Raw genomic sequence first — 22,014 nt, 5'->3', positions numbered from 1 at the left:
ATGATTCCATATATTCAACCATTACAAATCATTAGCCCCGTTGGTGGCAAGACAACAAGCGGAGACTCTGGCGACTTCATCAGGGTTGTGTCAGTTAGTGAGGCTTATCAGGATGACAATGTACCCAAGGGGAGCGAGGCCGAACCGCTGGCAGAGCTTGCATATGGTCTGCAAGTACCGTGACCACCATAAACCTGTTTATCCCCTGCGGCGTCTCGCGACGGCGACAGAACGGGGACATCGGGCTAAAATGCGCTTCACTAAAAGTTTCAAGGAATCGTGCCGGGTGTGCGGCTTTCAGTTCATGTTGGGCTATCGCGGTATGACCAGTGGAACGACCGCCAGCGCTTTGCTAAACTCCCTGTTCACCGTTCAACAAATCGCGGCAACTTTCAGGGTAAATAGCGGTACTTTGGTCACATTACCTTAGAGATAACTCATTGATTTACAAGGCTTTTAAAGGGCTGGAGCGGGTGAAGGGAATCGAACCCTCGTATAGAGCTTGGGAAGCTCTCGTTCTACCATTGAACTACACCCGCCTTGTGGTGTGACAGGCATTATAAACCTTAAACACCGACTGGCAAGACGCTAAACGACTAACTGACCATAAATTAATCGCTTAGCGCGAATCTTAACATTTCGGTGGGCTACCCTGTGGTGGCAGATAACGCAGCGGATCAATAGCCGTTGCCTTATAGCGAATCTGGAAGTGCAACTGCACCCCATCGGCATCACTGCTGCCCATCGTGGCAATTTTTTGCCCAATCTTCACGCTCTGCCCGTTATTAACGAGAATAGTGTCGTTGTGCGCATAGGCCGTGATGTACTCATCACTGTGCTTGATCATGATCAGATTGCCATAACCGCGCAGCTGATTGCCGGCATAGACCACCTTCCCTGCTCCGGCCGCGTAAACCGCCTGGCCGCGAGCCCCTGCGATATCGATCCCTTTGTTCCCGCCTTCGGAGGTGGAATACGGTCTGATCACCTTGCCCGTGGTTGGCCAGCGCCAGCAGCGTTGCCCGACGGGCGGCCAGGAAGAGAGCGGTACAGCCGATGAAGGAATGACTTTCGCCGTTTGAGTACCGCCTTTTGCAGAGGACGATTTCGACGAGCTGTTCAGCTTCAGACGCTGGCCAATCTCAATGGTGTACGGCGGAGAAATCCCATTGAGCCGTGCAAGGTCGCTCACGCTGGTGCCGGTCTGGCGTGAAATTTTGGACAGCGTATCCCCACGTTTTACCGTGTAAACATTGCCGCTATCGGACGATTTACTGCCAGCACACCCCGCCAGTAATAACGCCACGGTCAGGCAAATGACAATGTGGAATGGGTTTCTTGTCAGGCTTCCTGCACGCAAAACAGATCCTCTGTAAAAATGAATGGCCCCTTATTCTAGGCAGCCAACGCCGGGATGCCAACCACTTACCGCTTACTGTCGATAAAGGGATAACCGTGAGCAATAATTTCCATGATTTCAGGCAGCCAGTTCATGGCCGGGATTTTCACCAGCGCCGGATAAAAGACCTGCGGCGAGGGAAAAACATCCACCACGTGGCAGTTTGTTAACTTCGATGCATCCACTTCCGAGGAGGGTAATAACGTTGCCGCCGCCAGCCCGGACTCCAGCCATTCCAGAATGACTCCCGGCTGGGTGATATGCATGATAACCTTCGGATTACCCCCGGCTTTGCGGAACAAATCAATCAGCATTTCATAGGTGCCGGAATCTTTCGCCCGGTGCAAAAGCACCAACGGGAATGCCTCCAGCGCCTGATAATCAAAGGGACTTTGCGGTACCTGCGGCAGACATTTTTTACTGATCACCGCCACCAGCCTGACCGGGTCGAAGGAGACAAAATCGAACCCTTCACTGCGGTACGGGCGCTGAATCAACGCCAGATCGATAGTTCCCTCATTTAGCATCGTCTCTAAATGGCTGGAATCCGTAACAGAGATATTTATTTCAGCCTGCGGATGACGCTTATATAACTCGAGAAGCAGAGGTTTAAAATAGGACTGAAAAAGATGAGTTAAACCGATTCTCAATTGAAATTTTTCTTTATTAGCAATCGCCACAGTTTCACGGGCGGTATCTTCGACCTGACGTAATATTTCGCAGGCTTTACGATAAAGAAAATAACCCGCATCAGTGGGTTCAATGCGATTTCCCTGGCGTGTAAACAATGGCACATTAAGTTCTTCTTCAAGTTCCTGTATGCGTTTGCTGAGCGGGGGTTGTGCCATATTCAGCACTTTTGCAGCCTGGCTTATGGAGCCTTGTTCCACCACGCGACAAAAATAACGTAATCTTTTCAAATCCATACGCTTATACCCCGTAGCATTGAGGCATTCAGTATCACACTTACCCAACCAAAGGAAAAGCACGTTAATTATTTCACTTTTGCTTTAAATATTTAACATCTGTGCAAAGAGTATTTTTTTGATATGGGGAGAATCAGGAAAACGGTATTTGTTTAAAAAGCACCTGGAAAATAAGGTAGGCGCAGACCTTAATTATCTTTCTTGAGATGGAACAGGCTATGTCAAATTCAGAAAATAAACCTACCAGCGATGTTTACGATTTACGTTCAGCGCTCGAATTATTAAAAACCTTGCCCGGCGAATATGTGGAAACCGATACCGAAGTGGATCCACATGCCGAACTGTCCGGCGTCTATCGCTACGTTGGCGCAGGCGGTACCTGCCAGCGTCCAACACGCAAAAATGGCCCGGTCATGGTCTTCAACAAAGTGAAAGGCTTTCACGATATCAGTGTCGCAATTGGCCTCAATGGTTCACGCAAACGCGTTAGCCACTTTCTCAACTGCCCACAGGAAAAACTTGGCCACCTGTTGAAAGACTCCGTACAAAACCCGATTCCGCCGGTACTGAGCAAAGACGACGCTGTTTGCCAGCAGGTTGTACACCTGGCAAGCGACCCCGATTTCGACCTGCGCAAATTACTGCCTGCACCGACCAATACTGAAGAGGATGCAGGTCCGTACATCACGATGGGGCTGTGCTATGCCTCCGATCCGGAAACCCGCGAATCCGACATCACCATTCACCGCCTGTGCGTACAGAGCCGTGATGAGCTGTCCAAGTGGTTGACCCCGGGCCGCCATATCGATGCGTTCCGCATGAAAGCAGAAGCCGCAGGCCAACCGCTGCCCATATCCATTAGCATCGGCGTGGATCCGGCTATCGAAATCGCTGCTTGCTTCGAGCCGCCGACAACCCCGTTGGGCTATGACGAACTGAGCGTTGCCGGCGCGCTGCGCGGCCGTGCGGTGGAGATGGTGCAGTGTAAAACCATCAACGAAAAAGCCATCGCTCATGCAGAAATCGTCATTGAAGGCGAGCTGCTGCCAAACGTGCGTCTTCGTGAAGACCAGAACACCAATACCTGCAAAGCGATGCCGGAATTCCCCGGCTATACCGGCGAAGCCAAAAACGCGCTGCCGGTTATCAAAGTGAAAGCCGTTACCCATCGCTACAACCCTATCTGGCGCACTACCGTCGGGCCTGGCGAAGAACACGTCAACATGGCGGGCATTCCGACCGAAGCCAGCATCCTGGATATGGTCGGCCGTGCAATGCCGGGCAAATTACTCAACGTGTTTGCGCACTCCGCGGGCGGCGGCAAGCTGCTGGCCGTGATGCAGTTTAAGAAAGCGGCTGCGGTGGATGAAGGCCGTCAGCGCCAGGCTGCACTGCTCGCGTTCGCAGCATTCCCGGAGCTGAAACACGTCATTCTGGTGGATGAAGACGTGGACATTTTCGACAGTGACGACGTGTTGTGGGCGATGCAAACCCGCTACCAGGGTGATGTGGATACCATCACTATTCCTGGCGTTCGCTGCCACCCGCTCGATCCGTCGCAGATCCCGGAATACAGCCCGAGCATTCTGCAGCAGGGGACATCCTGCAAAACGATCTTCGACTGCACGGTACCGTTCCATCTGAAAAGCCACTTTGAGCGCTCGAAGTTCAAAGAGGTGGATGTAAAACGTTTCCTGCCAGACTTCGAATAAGGGGATAAGTGTGACCACATCACGACGCATCATTGTCGGCATCAGCGGTGCTTCTGGTTTTCAGTATGGCGTGAAGGCGCTGGAGCTTTTACGTGGGCAGGCTCTCGAAGTCCATCTGGTCGTAACAAAAGGGGCGGAAAAAACCTGCGAGCTGGAAACGGATTATCGGCTGGATGAGGTAATGGCGCTGGCGGATGTGGTACATCCGATCGGAAATCTTGGGGCTTCTATTTCCAGCGGGTCGTTTAAGACGCTGGGGATGTTAGTCGCCCCGTGTTCAATGCGATCTCTGGGCTCCATCGCACACTGTCTTACCGATAACCTGCTGACCCGGGCGGCTGATGTGGTGCTCAAAGAGCGCCGCCGCCTGGTACTGCTGGCACGCGAAACGCCGCTGAACCTGGGGCACATTCGCAATATGCAGGCCGTTACGGAGATGGGCGGGATTATTTTCCCGCCGGTTCCGGCGCTCTATCAGCGCCCGCAAACGGCCGACGAAATCATTACGCATAGTGTCAGCCGCGCGCTGGATCTGTTCGATATTGATGTTAAAAACATCCCGCGCTGGGGCGAAGGAAACTTGCTTTATCGCGCTTAATTTCTCAGGAATTTCTATGTTAATTGGACCTTATGTTAATGGCGCGGCGGTCGTTATCGGCGGCCTGCTTGGCTCCGTTGTTGGCAGCCATATTCCGGATCGCGTCAAAACTGCGCTGCCGCTGACCTTCGGTTTGTGCTCGATTGGCCTGGGCATCAATCTGGTTATCAAAGTGAAGTTTATGCCCGCTGTCGTACTGGCCATGGTACTGGGTGCGGTCATCGGGGAAGTCTTCTTCCTGGAAAAACAGATTGGCAAAGCCGCCGGTACCACGCGCGGTTTGATCAACCGTGTTTTCCCGCCGGTACAGGGGCTGACGCATGACGAATTCACGGAAAAATTCGTCGCCATTCTGGTGCTGTTTTGCGCCAGCGGCACCGGGATCTTCGGGGCAATGCATGAAGGGATGACCGGCGATCCGTCGATTCTGTATATCAAAACAGTACTGGATCTGTTCACCGCCGCGATTTTTGCCACCATGCTCGGTTTCTCGGTCATGACCATCGGTATTCCGCTGATCATTGTGCAGGTCGCGCTGGCAACGATTGCCGTTTATATCCTGCACATGATCACACCCAATATGATGGCGGATTTCTCCTGCGCGGGCGGGCTGGTTATGGTGGCAACGGGGTTGCGTATCTGCAACATAAAACCGTTTCCGGTCGCTAATATGCTGCCCGGCCTTTTGCTGGTAATGCCCTTTTCCGCCCTCTGGGCCAAACTGTTTGCCTGAGAACGGGTATAATGTTTAACCGTTGGCGCGACGCCACCGATCCGGCTATGGAGTTGCGCCGTAGCCACACTGGCGTCGCGTCATACGGTTTTATATCGCTCCGGAGAAATCATAAGCATGCAAGAACATGTCATTTTGCTGGATGAGCACGGCTCACCCATCGGCATGGAAGAAAAGTATACCGCTCATCACCATAACACCCCGCTCCATCTCGCCTTCTCTTCCTGGCTTTTCAATTCACATGGTGAATGTCTGGTCACACGCCGGGCGATGGGTAAAAAGGCCTGGCCGGGTGTCTGGACTAACTCCGTTTGCGGACATCCGCAAGAGGGGGAAACGCTTGAACAGGCGATGGTTCGCCGCTGCCGCTATGAAGTTGGGGTCGATATTATCGACATTACGCCTATTGCGCCGGGATTCCGCTATCGCGAAACCGACCCGTCCGGGATTGTCGAAAACGAAATTTGCCCCGTCTTTGCTGCACAAATCGTTACGCCACTGGATATCAATACCGAGGAAGTCATGGAGTATCAGTGGGTTAAAACTGATGCCCTCTTCCGCTCTCTGGTTGCAACCCCCTGGGCATTTAGTCCGTGGATGGTGCTGGAAGCAGAGAACGCCAACGAACAACTCAGACAATTTGCCGCCAGCGTCAGGCAATAAAAAAGCCCTGTGTTTGCACACCAGGGCTTTTTCACGTCTTAACGACTTATTTTACCGGACGCATCGCCGGGAACAGAATCACGTCACGGATGGTATGGCTGTTGGTAAACAGCATAACCATACGGTCGATACCAATGCCCAGACCCGCAGTCGGCGGCAGACCATGTTCCAGCGCGGTCACATAGTCTTCGTCATAGAACATCGCTTCGTCATCGCCCGCATCTTTCGCATTAACCTGATCCTGGAAGCGTTGCGCCTGATCTTCGGCATCGTTCAGCTCGCTAAAGCCGTTACCGATTTCACGACCACCAATAAAGAACTCAAAGCGGTCGGTGATGTCCGGATTCACGTCATTACGACGCGCCAGCGGAGAAACCTCTGCCGGGTACTCGGTGATGAAAGTCGGCTGAATCAGGTGTGCTTCGGCCACTTCTTCGAAGATCTCAGTCACGATACGGCCCAGACCCCAGCTCTTCTCAACTTTGATGCCGATGCTTTCTGCAATGGCTTTTGCTGAGTCGAAGTTATCCAGATCTGCCATGTTGGTTTCCGGACGGTATTTCTGAATCGCTTCGCGCATGGTCAGTTTTTCGAACGGCTTACCGAAGTCGAACACTTCATCACCGTAAGGGACTTCGGTTTTACCCAGAATGTCCTGCGCCAGGGTACGGAACAGAGATTCGGTCAGCTCGATCAGATCTTTGTAATCCGCATACGCCATATAGAGTTCCATCATGGTGAACTCTGGGTTATGACGAACGGAGATCCCTTCGTTACGGAAATTACGGTTAATTTCGAACACGCGATCGAAACCGCCAACCACCAGACGTTTCAGGTACAGTTCCGGCGCAATACGCAGGTACATGTCGAGGTCCAGGGCGTTGTGATGGGTGATGAACGGACGCGCAGACGCGCCGCCAGGGATCACCTGCATCATCGGGGTTTCCACTTCCATAAAGTCGCGGCTCACCATGAACTGGCGAATGCCGGCCATGATTTTGGAACGCACTTTGAACGTGTTGCGGGAATCTTCGTTAGAGATCAGATCCAGATAACGCTGACGATAGCGGGCTTCCTGATCCTGCAGGCCGTGGAATTTATCCGGCAGCGGGCGCAGGGCTTTGGTCAGCAGGCGCAGTTCAGTACAGTGAATGGACAGCTCGCCGGTTTTGGTTTTGAACAGCTTGCCTTTTGCGCCCAGGATATCGCCCAGGTCCCATTTTTTAAACTGCTCGTTGTAAACACCTTCCGGCAGATCGTCACGGGCAACATATAGCTGAATACGACCACCCACATCCTGCAGGGTGACGAAAGACGCTTTACCCATGATGCGACGGGTCATCATACGACCGGCGACGGCCACTTCAATGTTCAGCGCTTCCAGCTCTTCGTTTTCTTTTGCATCGAAGTCAGCGTGCAGAAGGTCTGAGGTGTGGTCGCGACGAAAATCGTTCGGGAACGGCACGCCTTGTTCACGCAGCAATGCCAGCTTTTCGCGGCGAGTTTTCAGTTCATTATTAAGATCGACTGCCGCGTCAGCGCCCTGTGCTTGTTGTTCAGACATGTTGGTTCCTCATAACCCTGCTTTCAAACTTGCTTCGATAAATTGATCCAGGCTGCCATCCAGCACCGCCTGCGTGTTACGGGTTTCAACCCCGGTGCGCAGGTCTTTAATGCGAGAATCATCAAGGACATACGAACGGATCTGGCTACCCCAGCCGATGTCGGACTTATTGTCTTCCATCGCCTGCTTCTCAGCGTTCTTCTTCTGCATTTCCAGTTCATAAAGCTTCGCTTTCATCTGCTTCATGGCCTGGTCTTTGTTCTTGTGCTGTGAACGGTCGTTCTGGCACTGCGTTACCGTGTTGGTCGGAATGTGGGTAATACGTACCGCAGACTCCGTACGGTTAACGTGCTGACCACCCGCGCCCGATGCGCGATAAACGTCGATGCGCAGATCCGCCGGGTTGATTTCGATATCAATATCGTCATCTACTTCCGGGTAAACGAACGCCGAGCTGAATGACGTGTGGCGACGGCCGCCGGAATCGAACGGGCTTTTACGTACCAGGCGATGAACACCGGTTTCGGTACGCAGCCAGCCATAGGCGTAATCGCCGGAAATCTTGATGGTAACGGATTTGATACCCGCCACTTCGCCTTCGGATTCTTCGATGATTTCCGTCTTAAAGCCGCGCGCTTCTGCCCAACGCAGATACATGCGCTCCAGCATACTCGCCCAGTCCTGCGCCTCGGTGCCGCCGGAACCGGCCTGAATATCCAGGTAGCAGTCGGCGTTGTCATATTCACCAGAGAACATACGGCGGAATTCAAGCTGTGCCAGCTTCTCTTCCAGTGCATCGAGTTCAGCGACAGCTTCGTTGAAGGTTTCTTCGTCATCGGCTTCGACAGCCAGCTCCAGCAGACCGGAAACATCTTCCAGCCCCTGACTCATTTGGTCGAGCGTTTCAACAATGGCTTCGAGGGAGGAACGTTCTTTACCCAGCGCCTGTGCGCGTTCAGGTTCGTTCCAGACATCCGGCTGTTCCAGCTCGGCGTTTACTTCTTCCAGACGCTCTTTCTTGGCGTCATAGTCAAAGATACCCCCTAAGAACGTCGGAGCGCTCCGTGAGGTCCTGAATGCGATTTTTTACCGGGTTAATTTCAAACATGGTCTGATTTCTTTAGATGGACTTGTCAAAATGCGGTCATAAGGGCGGAATTTTACCGGATTTCAGCCCTTATTAGTAGAGAATACTGGCGTTAAATTGGCCACAGGTGATCAATGATTAATTGCACGCTGCGATTGCCGCGATACTCATTCACATCCAGTTTATAAGCGATATTGACGACGCGCACACCGTTATCGGGCCAGCAGGAGGTGTCGACATTAAAGGCGATACCATCAAGCAGCGGGCCGCCGCCGACCGGTTCGACCATCACTTTAAGATGGCGCTCCCCCACCAGCCGTTGTTGCAAAAGGCGAAACTCGCCATCAAACAACGGTTCCGGGAACATCTGCCCCCAGGGCCCGGCATCGCGCAACATTTCGGCTGTATCAAGGGTCATTTCATCCGCTTTTAACAGGCCGTCAGAAACGATTTCACCCTGCAACAGTGCCGGATCCAGCCAATCGGTGACCAGTTCGCCAAAGTAGCGCTGGAATTCCTCGAAACGCGCCTCCTCCAGCGACAGCCCCGCCGCCATCGCATGTCCACCGAACTTGATCATTAACCCAGGGTAGAGCGTATCCAGACGCTCCAGCGCATCGCGCATGTGAAGGCCCTGGATTGAACGCCCTGAGCCTTTTAGCGTGCCATCCCCGGCTGGCGCAAAAGCAATAACCGGACGGTGGAAGCGCTCTTTAATACGCGACGCCAGAATACCGACCACCCCCTGATGCCATTCAGGATGGTACATAGCGAGGCCGCCCGGCAGCGTATCCCGGCTGCGTTCCAGTTTTTCGCACAGCGTCAACGCTTCTGCCTGCATGCCCTGCTCAATCTCTTTGCGCGTCTGGTTTAGCGCATCAAGTTCGCTGGCCAGCACACGTGCTTCGCCGAGATTGTCACTAAGCAACAGCGCCACGCCAACTGACATATCATCAAGACGGCCGGCGGCGTTCAGACGTGGGCCAAGTGCGAAGCCCAGGTCACTGGCCGCCAGTTTTTGTGCGTCGCGGTTAGCGACTTCGAGTAGCGCTTTGATGCCAGGACGGCATTTCCCGGCACGAATGCGACTTAAGCCCTGCCAGGTGAGAATGCGATTGTTGGCATCCAGCGGCACGACATCCGCAACGGTGCCTAAGGCCACTAAATCGAGCAGTTCCGCCAGGTTAGGGATCGCCAGCCCACGCTCATCAAACCAGCCTTTGTCGCGTAAAAAAGTTCGCAGCGCCAGCATCAGATAAAAAGCCACACCTACACCCGCCAGCGACTTCGACGGAAAATCGCACTCGCGCAGGTTCGGGTTAATGATGGCTTCGGCATTGGGCAACGTTTCGCCGGGAAGATGGTGGTCGGTTACCACCACCGGAATACCCAGCGCATGGGCCCGTTCAACCCCGGCATGTGACGAGATACCGTTATCAACGGTCAGGATCAGTTGCGCGCCGCGTGCGTGCGCCTGATCGACGACCTCAGGGCTTAGCCCGTAGCCGTCTTCAAAACGGTTCGGCACCAGATAGGCGATGTTATTGCCGCCCAGTGCGCGTAAGGCCAGTACGCTCAGCGCAGTACTGGTTGCGCCATCGGCGTCAAAATCACCGACAACCACAATACGCAACCCCTCGCGCAAGGCGTTATAGAGAATCTCTACCGCTTTATCAATGCCATGCAGCCGCTGCCAGGGCAGCATGCCTTTCACCCCGCGTTCCAGATCCGCAGCGCTACAAACACCGCGGCTGGCATAGAGGCGACGCAGAAGTGGGGGAAGCTCGGCAGGTAAATCCGCCGCGTCGTTTGCCTCGCGGCGGCGAAGTCGAATTTCGGCTTTCACGTGAATTACTTACCGCCAGTCTGTTTTTGATGTTGGTCGAGGAAAGCTTTCATCTCTTTCGGCCCCTGATAGCCCGGTACAACATAACCATCGTTTAACACAATGGCTGGCGTCCCGTTCACGCCAAACTGCACGCCAAGCGCATAGTGATCGGCGATATCAAGATCGCAACTGGCCGGCTTAACACCTTTTCCGCCCATCGCGTCGTCAAAAGCTTTGTTACGGTCTTTTGCGCACCAGATGGCTTTCATATCCTGCTCGGCCTGACTCTGCAGCCCCTGGCGGGGGAAAGCCAGGTAACGCACGGTGATCCCCAACGCGTTGTAGTCAGCCATCTCTTCATGCAGTTTGTGGCAGTAGCCGCAGGTGATGTCCGTGAACACGGTAATCACATGCTTTTCCTGTGGTGCTTTATAGACGATCATCTCTTTTTCCAGGGCGTTGAGATGCGCCATCAGTAACTGGTTGGTGACGTTCACCGGCTGGGCGCCGCTCACATCGTACATGGGTCCCTGAATGATGTGTTTGCCGTCATCGGTGACATACAGCACGCCACTATTGGTCAGCACAGTTTTCATTCCGGCAACTGGCGCAGGCTGAATATCGGAACTCTGTACACCCAGTTTCGCCAGCGATTGCTTGATAGCGGCATCATCCGCACGCGCGGTGCCGGTCAGCGCCGCCGCCAGAAGGGTGAACATGATCAAACCTTTTTTCATAACATATCCTTTAAAAAGCAACGATCACGCCCGCGGGTGATGTTGCTGGTGAAGCTGTCGCAGCCGCTCCGTCGCGACATGCGTATAAATCTGGGTCGTGGAGAGATCGCTGTGGCCAAGCAACATCTGAACCACACGTAAGTCTGCACCGTGATTCAGTAAATGGGTAGCAAACGCATGACGCAAAACGTGCGGCGAGAGTTTTTCACTGTCGATGCCGGCCAGTTGCGCGTAATGCTTGATACGATGCCAGAACGTTTGCCGTGTCATCTGCTGAGCGCGCTGGCTCGGAAAAAGCACATCAATCGATACGCCATTCAACAGCCAGGGGCGCCCATGTTCCAGATAGTTTTCTACCCAGTACACCGCCTCTTCCCCCAGCGGAACCAGACGCTCTTTATTTCCTTTACCGATGACGCGCACAACCCCCTGACGCAAGCTAATGTCACTCATCGTCAGCCCTACCAGTTCAGAGACGCGAAGGCCGGTAGCGTAAAGTACTTCCAGCATCGCTTTATCGCGTAACTCCAGCGGCTGGTCAATGCCCGGCGATGCTAATAGCCGTTCAACCTGCGCTTCACTGAGATCTTTCGGAAGACGCTGTGGTAATTTTGGCGAAGCGAGTAATGCGCTGGGATCGTCCTGACGAAATTTCTCCCGATAGAGATGCTGAAAGAAACGACGCATGGCGCTAAGCAATCGCGCTGAACTCGTTGCCTTGTAGCCACCGTCCATTCTTTGCGCCAGAAGGTTTTGCAAATCATCCGCCTGCGCGCTTTCCAGCGACAGCCCTTGATGATGTAGCCATTCCACAAGGCCCTGCAAATCACGGCGGTACGCACTAAGGGTGTTTTCCGCCAGGTTTCGCTCAAGCCAGAGGGCATCAAGAAATTGTTCGATACGTGCGAAATCTTGTTCCACCTGTGCTCCCCCTTGCTTCGAATCCTTGCATTATGCCTGATTGCGGTGTGATTCTGGTACACTGCACGCAAAGACACATCCGGAATTGAGACGTTTACGTTATGAACATCGGCCTGTTTTATGGTTCCAGTACGTGCTACACCGAAATGGCGGCAGAAAAAATCCGCGATATCATCGGCCCGGAACTGGTGACATTACACAACCTGAAAGACGACGCCCCCGCTTTAATGGAGCAGTACGATGCTCTGATTCTTGGCATTCCCACTTGGGACTTTGGCGAATTGCAGGAAGACTGGGAAGCCATCTGGGATCAGCTCGACACACTCAATCTCGACGGAAAAATCGTCGCGCTGTACGGTATGGGTGACCAGCTCGGCTACGGCGAATGGTTCCTCGACGCGCTCGGTATGTTGCACGATAAGCTGGCACCGCGTGGCGTAAAATTCATTGGTTACTGGCCAACAGAAGGCTACGAATTCACTACCACCAAACCGCTCATTGCCGATGGACAGCTGTTTGTGGGCCTCGCGCTGGATGAAACCAACCAATATGACCTGAGCGATGAACGTATCCAGAACTGGTGCGAACAGATTCTGGTAGAAATGGCCGGGCAATTCGCCTGAGCTTAATGCTGGCGTTGCGCCGATTGTTGCGAAATCAGTCGGCGTAAATCTCGCCACTCTTGCGCGTCCATGCTATCTGCGGCCAGCCACAAATGCTGGCGGCGGCCATCTTTTTCCCGACGTAAACGCAGGATCATGCCAATATTCAGCATCCACGGCGTTCCGACGATTTCCCATTCCACGCCTTGCCAGCGCAAACGCGCATCCATCAGCAGTTTGATCTCACCCTGACAGGCATTAATGCGGCGCTGGCTTCGGACGCTGTCGAACACCACCAGTGACAAAAGCAGTAGCCAAAGCGGCGTATAGCTCAACGGCCAGGGCAGCAGCAACACGAAAGCCGCCATCAAGCCATGGAGTAATAGTGAGAGCCATTGTGAGCGCCATGAGACGCGTATATCAGATTGCCACAGGACCACGTTCCCGATTCCGTGTCTGAATTAACTGGATCATTCGCTGCAACGCCTCATCCTGAGGCTTGCCATGATTCATCAGCCAGTTAAATAAATCCGGATCATCGCTCTGCAGTAGACGCACAAACACGCGTTTGTCATCATCACTCAGCGAATCATATTCATGTTCAAAGAAAGGCATGATGGAAATATCCAGCTCACGCATTCCACGTCGACATGCCCAATGAATACGGGCTTTGTTGTTAATATCCATGTTCTGAAACCTGCATAGCCACGATGGGTTGCCATTGTAACGTGTTTTTAATCATCCATCGGCGGAATATTTATCTTTACGAGGAGACTTCCAGAATAAATCCCATGTATTGCAACCATTACGGCCATTTTGCGCGACTTTTCCCATACTCTTTATAAGGCACAAATCGCCTGTTTTTATCGCTTGCATTGGGCAACGGCTCTTTTACCATTAGGTGATAATACGCATCAGGCTAATCAGGACAATACTATGGCTTTTACTCCGTTTCCTCCGCGCCAGCCGACCGCATCAGCGCGCCTGCCGCTGACGCTTATGACTCTCGATGACTGGTCGCTGGCAACTATCAAAGGCGCAGACAGTGAGAAATACCTGCAAGGCCAGGTGACTGCCGATGTGGCGAAACTGACTGACGACCAGCATCTGCTGGCTGCGCACTGCGATGCGAAAGGCAAAATGTGGAGCAACCTGCGTCTGTTCCGTACCACTGAGGGTTTTAGCTGGATTTTGCGTCGTAGCGTTGCAGACTCGCAGCTTAAAGAATTGAAAAAATACGCGGTGTTCTCCAAAGTCACTATCGAAGCAGACAATGAACATGTTTTGTTGGGTATTGCCGGGTTCCAGGCTCGTGCCGCGCTTGCCAATCTGTTTCCGGCCCTGCCGGATGCAGACAAACAGCGCGTACAGGATGGTGAAACCACACTTCTCTGGTTTGCCCATCCGGCGGAACGTTTTTTACTGGTGACCGATGTCGCCACCGCAGAAAAAGTGACAGAAGCCCTGCGTGGCGAAGCACAACTGAACAACAGCCAGCAGTGGCTGGCGCTCAATATCGAAGCGGGCCTCCCTGTCATTGACACCGTCAACAGCGCGCAATTTATTCCCCAGGCTACAAATATTCAGGCTTTGGGCGGTATCAGCTTCAAGAAAGGGTGCTACACCGGCCAGGAGATGGTCGCCCGTGCGAAATTCCGTGGTGCGAACAAACGGGCATTGTGGTATCTGGCGGGGAAAGCCAGCCGGGTGCCGGAAGCGGGTGAAGATCTGGAACTGAAGATGGGTGAAAACTGGCGTCGTACTGGTACGGTATTGGCTGCCGTACAGCTGGATGATGGACGCCTTTTGGTACAAGCCGTCATGAACAACGATATGGAAGCCGACAGCGTGTTCCGCGTGCGTGACGATGTAAACACGCTCAGCATTGAGCCGTTGCCGTATTCCCTGGAAGATTGATGCCGTGTCGCCCGGTGGCGCTGCGCTTACCGGGCCTACCGATCGTGTAGGTCGGGTAAGGCGAAGCTGCCACCCGCCAACAAACTACACCTGCCCCACATACAAATAAATCGCCAGAAAGTGGCACATACTGCCGCCCAGCACAAAGCCGTGCCAGATAGCGTGGTTATAAGGAATACGCTTGCAGACGTAAAATATCACGCCCAGCGAGTAAACCACGCCACCTGCGGCCAGTAACGTCACCCCGCCAGCCGACAGTTTGATCGCCAGTTGATAAACCACAATCAGCGACAGCCAGCCCATGGTCAGATAGGTCACCAGCGATAGCATTTTGAAACGGTGGGCAATGGTCAACTTGAAAAGGATGCCCAGCAGGGCGAGACCCCAGATAACAATCATCAATCCCCGGGCCAGCGGCGAATCCAGTCCCACTAACAGAAAAGGCGTATAGGTTCCGGCAATCAGCAGATAGATCGCGCAATGGTCGAATTTTTTAAGCCACACTTTTGCTCGCTGATGCGGTATAGCGTGATAAAGCGTGGAGGCGAGAAACAGCAGAATCATGCTGCCGCCATAAAGACTGTAGCTGGTGATCGCCAGCGTGCTGGCATTCGTGTCAACGGCCTGCACCAGCAGAAGCACCAGTCCTACAATACCAAACACCAGCCCGATGCCATGACTGATGCTGTTGGCTATTTCCTCAGCCAGCGTGTATCCCTGTGCGATTAATGGTTTATCCACCATAGTTAACTCCGGGAGAACTCAAAATAAAACGTCGCGCCTATAGAGTAACTGAGAATGATTCCAGTGCACACCTGTTCGCTAAAATAAATCATGATATTTATGTGAATAGATAAATATCAGTTAGTTACATAAAAATTTAAACTAACAGGTGTTACTGTTTTTCTAAAGAACCTTGAAATCAATCACATAAAACTGGTTCTGTCCGGGATAGATATCGGCAATGACATTCCGGAGCTCAGCCAGGGACATGTTTTCCTGCTGCGCATGTTCTTCTGTCAGGCTGTCAAGCGTGGTCGTGGACGTACCAACAACCTTGATGGTGCAAAAATAGCCGTCATCCTCGTAACGCCCCACGCGCAAGATATCCCCGGTGCGAAAGTGCGATTCACTTTCATCACGGAGAGTAATCGTTTTGCGGCCCGCCAGAATGTCGTCCTGAAAGCGCTGAAAAAAAGTGATGTCGTTCGGCTGCATGTTATTATTCCCTGATGATAAATCTGATAAGTGAGTCGTTGATACTGTGAGTATGTTCTCCCACGCCGCTATCGCCAGTCTCAACAATCTTGAGATGATGGTCTACAACTATGTCGTCAAAAATCGTGACAAAGTGATGTACATGACCATCCGCGAACTGGCCGACGGAGCTGGGGTGTCAACCACCACGGTGCTGCGTTTCTGCCGCAAACTGCAATGTGAGGGTTATTCAGAATTTCGCGTCCGCTTTAAATTATATCTAGAACAAAATGAGCCCCAGCAGGCTAATTTTGGCGCCAGCGAAATTATCAGTTTTTTTAAAAGCGTAAATAACGATGAGTTTGACACGTTATTAGATAAAGCGGTCGACATTATATTATCATCGGAACGTATTATTTTTGTTGGCGCGGGAACATCCGGCGCTCTGGCAAAATACGGCGCACGATTTTTTTCCAACGTCGGGAAATTCAGTAATCATATCGACGACCCTTATTTCCCGGTGACGAATGACATGGCGAGAAATGCCCTGGCTATCGTGTTGTCTGTCTCCGGGGAGACCGAGGAGATTCTGCGTTTCGCCAGCCAGTTCAGCCTCCATCATTGTAAAGTGTTGACCATCACCAGCCATGAGCATTCGCGACTGGCAAAACTGGCCGATTTCAATCTTTCCTGGCATGTACCGCAAACGCGTATTGCCGGGGTTTATGATATAACGACGCAAATTCCGGTGATTTATATTTTGGAATCACTGGGTCGGAAACTGGCGAAGAAAATAGCATAAAAAAACATATTGTTTTATTGATGTAACAAATCACCATAAGGGTAATTTGTTATATCGTGACATTTTTATTCCCTTTGCTAGACTCGAGCGCAGATTTTATTACCAGGGCGAGAATAGCAACAATGAAAAAATTGACCTTACCAAAAGACTTTTTATGGGGCGGTGCCGTTGCCGCACACCAAGTTGAAGGCGGCTGGAATCAGGGCGGAAAAGGCCCGAGCATTTGTGATGTGCTCACCGGTGGCGCGCACGGCGTTCCACGTGAAATCACCCGGCAGGTCATTGAAGGGAAATACTACCCGAACCATGAAGCGGTCGATTTTTACGGCCACTACAAAGAAGACATCAAACTCTTCGCCGAAATGGGCTTCAAATGCTTCCGCACCTCTATCGCCTGGACACGCATCTTCCCGAAAGGCGACGAGTTGCAGCCTAACGAAGAAGGCCTGAGATTCTATGATGATATGTTTGACGAACTGCTCAAATATAACATCGAACCTGTCATCACCCTGTCTCACTTCGAAATGCCGCTGCACCTGGTGCAAGAGTACGGCGGCTGGACGAACCGTAAAGTCGTTGATTTCTTTGTTCGCTTCGCCGAAGTGGTGTTTGAGCGCTACAAAGCGAAGGTGAAATACTGGATGACCTTCAACGAAATCAACAACCAGCGTAACTGGCGTGCGCCGCTGTTTGGCTACTGCTGTTCCGGTGTGGTCTATACCGACCATGAAAACCCTGAAGAGACCATGTACCAGGTGCTGCACCACCAGTTCGTTGCCAGCGCAATGGCGGTCAAAATTGGTCATCGCATCAATCCGGAAATGAAAATCGGCTGCATGCTGGCCATGGTGCCGCTGTATCCGTTCTCCTGTAAGCCAGAAGATGTGATGTTTGCGCAGGAATCTATGCGTGAGCGCTATGTCTTTACTGATGTCCAGTTGCGTGGTTACTACCCGTCTTACGTATTGAACGAATGGGAGCGCCGCGGCTTCAACATCAAAATGGAAGCGGGCGACGAGCAGGCTCTGCGTGAAGGGACCTGTGATTACCTCGGCTTTAGCTACTACATGACGAATGCTGTGAAGGCTGAAGGCGGCAGCGGTGATGCGATCTCTGGCTTCCAGGGCAGTGTACCGAATCCACACGTGAAAGCCTCCGACTGGGGCTGGCAGATTGATCCGGTAGGTCTGCGTTATGCGCTGTGCGAACTGTATGAGCGCTATCAGAAGCCGCTGTTTATTGTTGAAAACGGCTTTGGCGCATACGACAAAGTGGAAGAAGATGGCAGCATTATCGACGATTATCGCATCGATTACCTGCGTGCTCACGTGAAGGAGATGGTTGAAGCGGTGACCTACGACGGCGTTGACCTGATGGGTTACACACCGTGGGGCTGCATCGACTGCGTCTCTTTCACCACCGGTCAGTACAGCAAACGCTACGGCTTTATCTATGTGAACAAGCATGATGACGGCACCGGCGACATGTCCCGTTCCCGTAAGAAGAGTTTCAACTGGTATAAAGAAGTGATCGCCAGCAACGGCGAGAATATCTAAGTTGAGTTCCCCTCACCCCACCGGGGTGAGGGGACAAACCGGCACTACTTCCCCCCCGCCAGCTCGATAAAACTCCCGGTTACATAAGACGCCTTCTCGCTCAGCAGCCAGACAATCGCCTGCGCCACCTCCTCCGGCTGACCGCCACGTTGCATCGGCAGCAACGATTTCACCCGATCGACACGCCCAGGTTCACCGCCGGAGGCATGCATGTCCGTATAGATAAACCCTGGTCGAACGCTGTTCACGCGAATCCCCTGCGCCGCGACTTCCACCGACAACCCCGTGGTAAGCGTATCCATCGCCCCCTTCGACGCCGCGTAATCAACATACTCGCCAGGCGAACCGAGCCGCGCCCCGGCCGAAGAGACATTCACTATAGCCCCGCCTTTTCCGCCATGGGGTAGTGCCATGCGTTTAACCGCCTCCCGGCAGCAGAGAAAAGTACCCGTTACGTTAGTACGCAGTACCTGATTAATCCGTTCCGCTGTCATCGCTTCCACACGACTCTGGGTAAACAGAATTCCGGCGTTGTTGACCAGCGCGGTCAGCGGTTCACCCACCTCATCAATGCGCGCAAACATCGCCACAACCTGCGATTCTTCGCCGATATCGGCCTGTATTGCGAACGCCTTCCCGCCTGCCGCAATAATGGTTTCCACCACGGACTGCGCGGCCTGCGCATTGTGCTGATAATTGACCGCGACCGTATATCCTTCCGCGCCCAGCAGCAACGCCGTCGCCTTTCCTATTCCCCGGCTACCGCCAGTGACCAGTGCAATTGCCAATCTGTATTCCCTCCAATAAAAAAGGCCGGGCAACGCGAACGTTCACCCGGCCTGTAGAAGCGTAGCGCTAATTACTGGTATTCGCTCATCGGCACGCAGGAGCAGAACAAGTTACGGTCACCGTAAACGTCATCAAGACGTTTCACCGTCGGCCAGTACTTGTTCGCCACGCCTGCCGGGAAGACAGCCTGCTCACGGGTATAACCGTGATGCCACTCGGTTACCAGCTCGTTCTGAGTATGCGGCGCATTCACCAGCGGGTTATCAGTCAGCGTCCACTCGCCCGCTTTCACGCGGTTGATTTCGCCACGAATGGCCAGCATCGCGTCAATAAAGCGATCCAGTTCGGCTTTACTTTCTGACTCCGTCGGCTCAACCATCAGCGTGCCCGCGACCGGGAAGGACATGGTCGGCGCATGGAAACCGTAGTCAATCAGGCGCTTCGCAATATCCAGTTCGCTAATGCCGGTCTCTTCTTTCAGCGGACGAATGTCGAGAATACATTCATGCGCCACCCGGCCATCGCGACCCGTATAAAGAACCGGGAATGCCTCTTTCAGACGGCTGGCGATGTAGTTGGCATTCAGAATCGCCACCTGACTTGCCTGTTTGAGCCCTTCAGCACCCATCATGCGGATGTACATCCAGCTGATTGGCAAGATCGACGCGCTACCAAACGGGGCGGCAGATACGGCCCCCTGGCGGGTCAGCATGCCTTCAATCTGCACCACGCTGTGGCCCGGCACGAACGGTGCCAGGTGTGCTTTCACGCCAATCGGCCCCATACCTGGGCCGCCGCCACCGTGCGGAATGCAGAAGGTTTTATGCAGGTTGAGATGCGACACATCTGCGCCGATAAAACCCGGCGAAGTGATGCCCACCTGGGCGTTCATGTTCGCACCGTCGAGATAAACCTGGCCGCCGAACTGGTGAACGATTTCGCACACTTCACGGATAGTCTCTTCGTAGACGCCGTGGGTGGACGGGTAGGTCACCATGATGCAGGAGAGGTTTGCCGCATGTTGCTCCGCTTTGGTACGCAGATCCGCCAGATCGATGTTGCCGTTTTTATCACAGGCTACAACCACCACCTGCATACCTGCCATCTGTGCGGATGCCGGGTTGGTACCGTGTGCAGAGCTTGGGATCAGGCAGATATCACGATGGCCTTCATTGCGGCTCTCATGATAGTGACGAATCGCCAGCAGGCCCGCATATTCCCCCTGTGCGCCAGAGTTCGGCTGCATACAAAGGGCATCGTAACCCGTCAGTTTCACCAGCCAGTCGGAAAGCTGAGCGATCATGTGATGGTAGCCTTCGGCTTGCTCCGCCGGGCAGAACGGATGCAGTTCGGCGAATTCAGGCCAGGTGATCGGGATCATTTCCGCAGCGGCGTTGAGCTTCATGGTGCAGGAACCCAGCGGGATCATCGCCTGGTTAAGCGCCAGATCTTTGCGCTCCAGAGAGTGCATGTAGCGCATCATCTCGGTTTCGCTGTGATAGCGATTAAAGACCGGGTGGCTCAGGATCGCATCATCACGCAACATCGCGGCAGGTACGGAACGGCTGTCGAGCGCCACATCTTTATCCAGTGCGTCGATATCCAGTCCGTTCGCGTCGCCCAATACCACGGCAAAGAGTTTCTGCACATCTTCGCGGGTAGTGGTTTCATCCAGCGTGATACCCACGGCATTCAGAATATCGCTGCGCAGGTTGATTTCAGCCGCTTGCGCACGCGCCAGTACGGCGGCTTTATCAGCGACTTCAACGCACAGTGTGTCGAAGTAGTGCGCGTGACGCAGCTTAAGCCCTTTTTGCTGCAGGCCAGCCGCCAGAATATCGGCCAGACGGTGGATACGGCTGGCAATACGTTTCAGACCAACCGGACCGTGATACACCGCGTACAGGCTGGCGATGTTGGCCAGCAGTACCTGCGAAGTACAGATGTTGGAGTTCGCTTTTTCGCGACGGATATGCTGCTCGCGGGTCTGCATCGCCATACGCAGCGCGGTATTGCCCGCCGCGTCTCTGGAGACACCGATAATGCGTCCCGGCATTGAGCGTTTGAATTCATCTTTTGCAGCAAAGAATGCCGCATGCGGACCGCCGTAGCCCATCGGCACACCGAAGCGCTGCGCGGAACCGAAGACAATGTCTGCCCCCTGTTTGCCCGGCGCGGTTAACAACACCAGCGCCATAAAATCAGCGGCTACGCTGACCACAATTTTACGGGCTTTCAGTTCGGTAATCAGCGCGCTGTAGTCGTGTACTTCGCCGGTGGTTCCCACCTGCTGCAACAGCACGCCGAAGACATCCTGATGATCCAGCACTTTACTGGCATCATCCACGATAACGTCAAAACCAAAGGTTTCGGCACGGGTGCGCACCACATCCAGTGTTTGCGGATGAATGTCGGCAGCAACAAAGAAACGGTTGGCATTTTTCAGTTTGCTGACGCGTTTTGCCATCGCCATCGCTTCGGCAGCGGCGGTAGCTTCATCCAGCAGAGAAGCTGAGGCCATGTCGAGGCCGGTTAGATCCAGCGTCACCTGCTGAAAATTTAACAAGGCTTCAAGACGACCTTGCGAGACTTCCGGCTGATACGGCGTATAGGCAGTGTACCAACCAGGATTTTCCAGCATGTTGCGCAGGATAACCGGCGGTAATTGCACGGCGGTATAACCCATGCCAATGTAAGACTTAAAGCGCTTGTTACGACCGGCAATCGCTTTTAGCTCCGCCAGCGCGGCATATTCAGTCGTGGCTTCACCCACCTGCGGCGGCGTGGCGAGCTGGATATCTTTCGGCACGATCTGCGCAATCAGTGCATTTAATGAATCCGCGCCAACCGTTTTCAGCATCTCCTGCTGTTGCTGAGCATCCGGCCCAATGTGACGTTCAATGAAAGCGCCACGGTTTTCAAGCTGGCTTAAAGTCTGTGTCATGAGCGATGGTTCCTGAAACGTGCGGTGAATATAAGTTCC

21 protein-coding genes and 1 tRNA gene are annotated in these 22,014 nt (G+C 53.4%); 8 read left to right on the top strand and 14 right to left on the bottom strand.

Going from position 1 to position 22,014, the window contains the following annotated elements; all coding sequences use genetic code 11:
* Positions 1 to 465: 465 nt before the first annotated feature.
* From AB182_RS03905 to AB182_RS03895, 3 genes are all read right to left on the bottom strand, one after another.
* A tRNA-Gly gene (locus AB182_RS03905) sits at positions 466 to 539 on the bottom strand.
* 92 nt (positions 540 to 631) lie between these two features.
* A complete protein-coding gene (gene actS, locus AB182_RS03900; protein ID WP_047368975.1) occupies positions 632 to 1,360 on the bottom strand; it encodes an amidase activator ActS in 729 nt (242 codons plus the stop codon).
* A 65-nt stretch (positions 1,361 to 1,425) separates the two neighbouring features.
* Positions 1,426 to 2,325, bottom strand: a complete 900-nt coding sequence (locus tag AB182_RS03895; protein ID WP_047368974.1) for a LysR family transcriptional regulator — start codon at positions 2,323 to 2,325, stop codon at positions 1,426 to 1,428.
* Positions 2,326 to 2,543: 218 nt separating this feature from the next.
* On the opposite strand from AB182_RS03895, the gene AB182_RS03890 reads away from it, so the two are divergent.
* The 4 genes from AB182_RS03890 (at position 2,544) to idi (ending at position 6,031) form a co-directional block, all read left to right on the top strand.
* Positions 2,544 to 4,037 (top strand): UbiD family decarboxylase, encoded by a 1,494-nt coding sequence (locus AB182_RS03890; RefSeq protein WP_047368973.1) that lies wholly within the window; start codon positions 2,544 to 2,546, stop codon positions 4,035 to 4,037.
* 10 nt (positions 4,038 to 4,047) lie between these two features.
* Positions 4,048 to 4,635 carry a UbiX family flavin prenyltransferase gene (locus AB182_RS03885; protein ID WP_047368972.1) on the top strand — a complete coding sequence of 196 codons (588 nt, stop codon included), beginning with the start codon at positions 4,048 to 4,050 and terminating at the stop codon, positions 4,633 to 4,635.
* Between the two features lie 16 nt (positions 4,636 to 4,651).
* The gene (locus AB182_RS03880; RefSeq protein ID WP_047368971.1) at positions 4,652 to 5,368 is read left to right on the top strand and encodes a DUF554 domain-containing protein; all 717 of its coding nucleotides are present in this window, start codon (positions 4,652 to 4,654) and stop codon (positions 5,366 to 5,368) included.
* Positions 5,369 to 5,485: 117 nt separating this feature from the next.
* On the top strand, positions 5,486 to 6,031 hold the full coding sequence (gene idi / locus AB182_RS03875; RefSeq protein WP_047368970.1) for an isopentenyl-diphosphate Delta-isomerase: 546 nt from the start codon (positions 5,486 to 5,488) through the stop codon (positions 6,029 to 6,031).
* A gap of 46 nt (positions 6,032 to 6,077) precedes the next feature.
* Here the strand turns inward: idi and lysS are convergent, their stop codons facing one another.
* The 5 genes from lysS to xerD form a co-directional block, all read right to left on the bottom strand.
* A complete protein-coding gene (lysS, locus tag AB182_RS03870) occupies positions 6,078 to 7,595 on the bottom strand; it encodes a lysine--tRNA ligase (RefSeq protein ID WP_047368969.1) in 1,518 nt (505 codons plus the stop codon).
* A 9-nt stretch (positions 7,596 to 7,604) separates the two neighbouring features.
* Positions 7,605 to 8,703, bottom strand: a protein-coding gene (prfB, locus tag AB182_RS03865) for a peptide chain release factor 2 (RefSeq protein WP_103281441.1) whose coding sequence is annotated in 2 segments (ribosomal slippage) — positions 7,605 to 8,627 and positions 8,629 to 8,703 — 1,098 coding nt in all. Because the reading frame shifts where the segments join, the coding sequence is not laid out codon by codon here.
* A gap of 91 nt (positions 8,704 to 8,794) precedes the next feature.
* Entirely contained in the window at positions 8,795 to 10,528 is a 1,734-nt protein-coding gene (recJ, locus tag AB182_RS03860) for a single-stranded-DNA-specific exonuclease RecJ (protein ID WP_047368967.1), read from the bottom strand.
* A gap of 5 nt (positions 10,529 to 10,533) precedes the next feature.
* Positions 10,534 to 11,247, bottom strand: coding sequence for a bifunctional protein-disulfide isomerase/oxidoreductase DsbC (gene dsbC, locus AB182_RS03855; protein WP_047368966.1), 714 nt, complete (start codon positions 11,245 to 11,247; stop codon positions 10,534 to 10,536).
* A 24-nt stretch (positions 11,248 to 11,271) separates the two neighbouring features.
* Complete coding sequence (gene xerD, locus AB182_RS03850) at positions 11,272 to 12,168, bottom strand: site-specific tyrosine recombinase XerD (RefSeq protein ID WP_047368965.1); 897 nt, start codon at positions 12,166 to 12,168, stop codon at positions 11,272 to 11,274.
* Positions 12,169 to 12,269: 101 nt separating this feature from the next.
* Between xerD and fldB the strand changes: the two genes are divergently transcribed.
* Positions 12,270 to 12,791: a flavodoxin FldB gene (gene fldB / locus AB182_RS03845; protein WP_047368964.1), complete on the top strand. Its 522-nt coding sequence runs from the start codon at positions 12,270 to 12,272 to the stop codon at positions 12,789 to 12,791.
* Positions 12,792 to 12,793: 2 nt separating this feature from the next.
* Here the strand turns inward: fldB and AB182_RS03840 are convergent, their stop codons facing one another.
* Together AB182_RS03840 and sdhE are read right to left on the bottom strand one after the other, a co-directional pair.
* Complete coding sequence (locus tag AB182_RS03840) at positions 12,794 to 13,210, bottom strand: protein YgfX (RefSeq protein WP_039077972.1); 417 nt, start codon at positions 13,208 to 13,210, stop codon at positions 12,794 to 12,796.
* Positions 13,191 to 13,457: an FAD assembly factor SdhE gene (gene sdhE, locus AB182_RS03835; protein ID WP_039077973.1), complete on the bottom strand. Its 267-nt coding sequence runs from the start codon at positions 13,455 to 13,457 to the stop codon at positions 13,191 to 13,193. The genes AB182_RS03840 and sdhE overlap by 20 nt, the downstream gene beginning before the upstream one ends.
* 249 nt (positions 13,458 to 13,706) lie before the next feature.
* On the opposite strand from sdhE, the gene ygfZ reads away from it, so the two are divergent.
* Positions 13,707 to 14,687 carry a tRNA-modifying protein YgfZ gene (gene ygfZ / locus AB182_RS03830; RefSeq protein ID WP_047368963.1) on the top strand — a complete coding sequence of 327 codons (981 nt, stop codon included), beginning with the start codon at positions 13,707 to 13,709 and terminating at the stop codon, positions 14,685 to 14,687.
* 84 nt (positions 14,688 to 14,771) lie between these two features.
* On the opposite strand, the gene trhA is transcribed toward ygfZ, so the two are convergent.
* Both trhA and yqfB read right to left on the bottom strand, forming a co-directional pair.
* Positions 14,772 to 15,431 carry a PAQR family membrane homeostasis protein TrhA gene (gene trhA / locus AB182_RS03825; RefSeq protein WP_047368962.1) on the bottom strand — a complete coding sequence of 220 codons (660 nt, stop codon included), beginning with the start codon at positions 15,429 to 15,431 and terminating at the stop codon, positions 14,772 to 14,774.
* Between the two features lie 162 nt (positions 15,432 to 15,593).
* On the bottom strand, positions 15,594 to 15,905 hold the full coding sequence (yqfB, locus tag AB182_RS03820) for a N(4)-acetylcytidine aminohydrolase (RefSeq protein WP_047368961.1): 312 nt from the start codon (positions 15,903 to 15,905) through the stop codon (positions 15,594 to 15,596).
* 52 nt (positions 15,906 to 15,957) lie between these two features.
* On the opposite strand from yqfB, the gene AB182_RS03815 reads away from it, so the two are divergent.
* Complete coding sequence (locus AB182_RS03815) at positions 15,958 to 16,686, top strand: MurR/RpiR family transcriptional regulator (protein WP_039077977.1); 729 nt, start codon at positions 15,958 to 15,960, stop codon at positions 16,684 to 16,686.
* Positions 16,687 to 16,808: 122 nt separating this feature from the next.
* A complete protein-coding gene (locus AB182_RS03810) occupies positions 16,809 to 18,242 on the top strand; it encodes a 6-phospho-beta-glucosidase (protein WP_047368960.1) in 1,434 nt (477 codons plus the stop codon).
* 44 nt (positions 18,243 to 18,286) lie between these two features.
* Here AB182_RS03810 and AB182_RS03805 read toward each other — a convergent pair whose 3' ends face one another.
* Together AB182_RS03805 and gcvP are read right to left on the bottom strand one after the other, a co-directional pair.
* Positions 18,287 to 19,030, bottom strand: coding sequence for an SDR family oxidoreductase (locus AB182_RS03805; RefSeq protein ID WP_047368959.1), 744 nt, complete (start codon positions 19,028 to 19,030; stop codon positions 18,287 to 18,289).
* A gap of 71 nt (positions 19,031 to 19,101) precedes the next feature.
* Positions 19,102 to 21,975, bottom strand: coding sequence for an aminomethyl-transferring glycine dehydrogenase (gene gcvP / locus AB182_RS03800; protein ID WP_047368958.1), 2,874 nt, complete (start codon positions 21,973 to 21,975; stop codon positions 19,102 to 19,104).
* Positions 21,976 to 22,014: the final 39 nt, after the last annotated feature.

Source organism: Phytobacter ursingii (assembly GCF_001022135.1).
Taxonomy (GTDB): Bacteria; Pseudomonadota; Gammaproteobacteria; order Enterobacterales; family Enterobacteriaceae; genus Phytobacter; species Phytobacter ursingii.
Note: the sequence above shows the minus strand (reverse complement) of the source record. Positions and strands in the feature narration are given on the sequence as shown.

Excerpts from the sequence above, each read along its gene's own strand:
- lysS (WP_047368969.1), bottom strand. The coding sequence starts at position 7,595 with ATGTCTGAACAACAAGCACAGGGCGCTGACGCGGCAGTCGATCTTAAT.
- fldB (WP_047368964.1), top strand. The coding sequence starts at position 12,270 with ATGAACATCGGCCTGTTTTATGGTTCCAGTACGTGCTACACCGAAATG.
- AB182_RS03895 (WP_047368974.1), bottom strand. The coding sequence starts at position 2,325 with ATGGATTTGAAAAGATTACGTTATTTTTGTCGCGTGGTGGAACAAGGC.
- gcvP (WP_047368958.1), bottom strand. The coding sequence starts at position 21,975 with ATGACACAGACTTTAAGCCAGCTTGAAAACCGTGGCGCTTTCATTGAA.
- AB182_RS03810 (WP_047368960.1), top strand. The coding sequence starts at position 16,809 with ATGAAAAAATTGACCTTACCAAAAGACTTTTTATGGGGCGGTGCCGTT.
- trhA (WP_047368962.1), bottom strand. The coding sequence starts at position 15,431 with ATGGTGGATAAACCATTAATCGCACAGGGATACACGCTGGCTGAGGAA.
- ygfZ (WP_047368963.1), top strand. The coding sequence starts at position 13,707 with ATGGCTTTTACTCCGTTTCCTCCGCGCCAGCCGACCGCATCAGCGCGC.
- dsbC (WP_047368966.1), bottom strand. The coding sequence starts at position 11,247 with ATGAAAAAAGGTTTGATCATGTTCACCCTTCTGGCGGCGGCGCTGACC.
- sdhE (WP_039077973.1), bottom strand. The coding sequence starts at position 13,457 with ATGGATATTAACAACAAAGCCCGTATTCATTGGGCATGTCGACGTGGA.
- AB182_RS03880 (WP_047368971.1), top strand. The coding sequence starts at position 4,652 with ATGTTAATTGGACCTTATGTTAATGGCGCGGCGGTCGTTATCGGCGGC.
- AB182_RS03890 (WP_047368973.1), top strand. The coding sequence starts at position 2,544 with ATGTCAAATTCAGAAAATAAACCTACCAGCGATGTTTACGATTTACGT.
- idi (WP_047368970.1), top strand. The coding sequence starts at position 5,486 with ATGCAAGAACATGTCATTTTGCTGGATGAGCACGGCTCACCCATCGGC.
- AB182_RS03815 (WP_039077977.1), top strand. The coding sequence starts at position 15,958 with ATGTTCTCCCACGCCGCTATCGCCAGTCTCAACAATCTTGAGATGATG.
- yqfB (WP_047368961.1), bottom strand. The coding sequence starts at position 15,905 with ATGCAGCCGAACGACATCACTTTTTTTCAGCGCTTTCAGGACGACATT.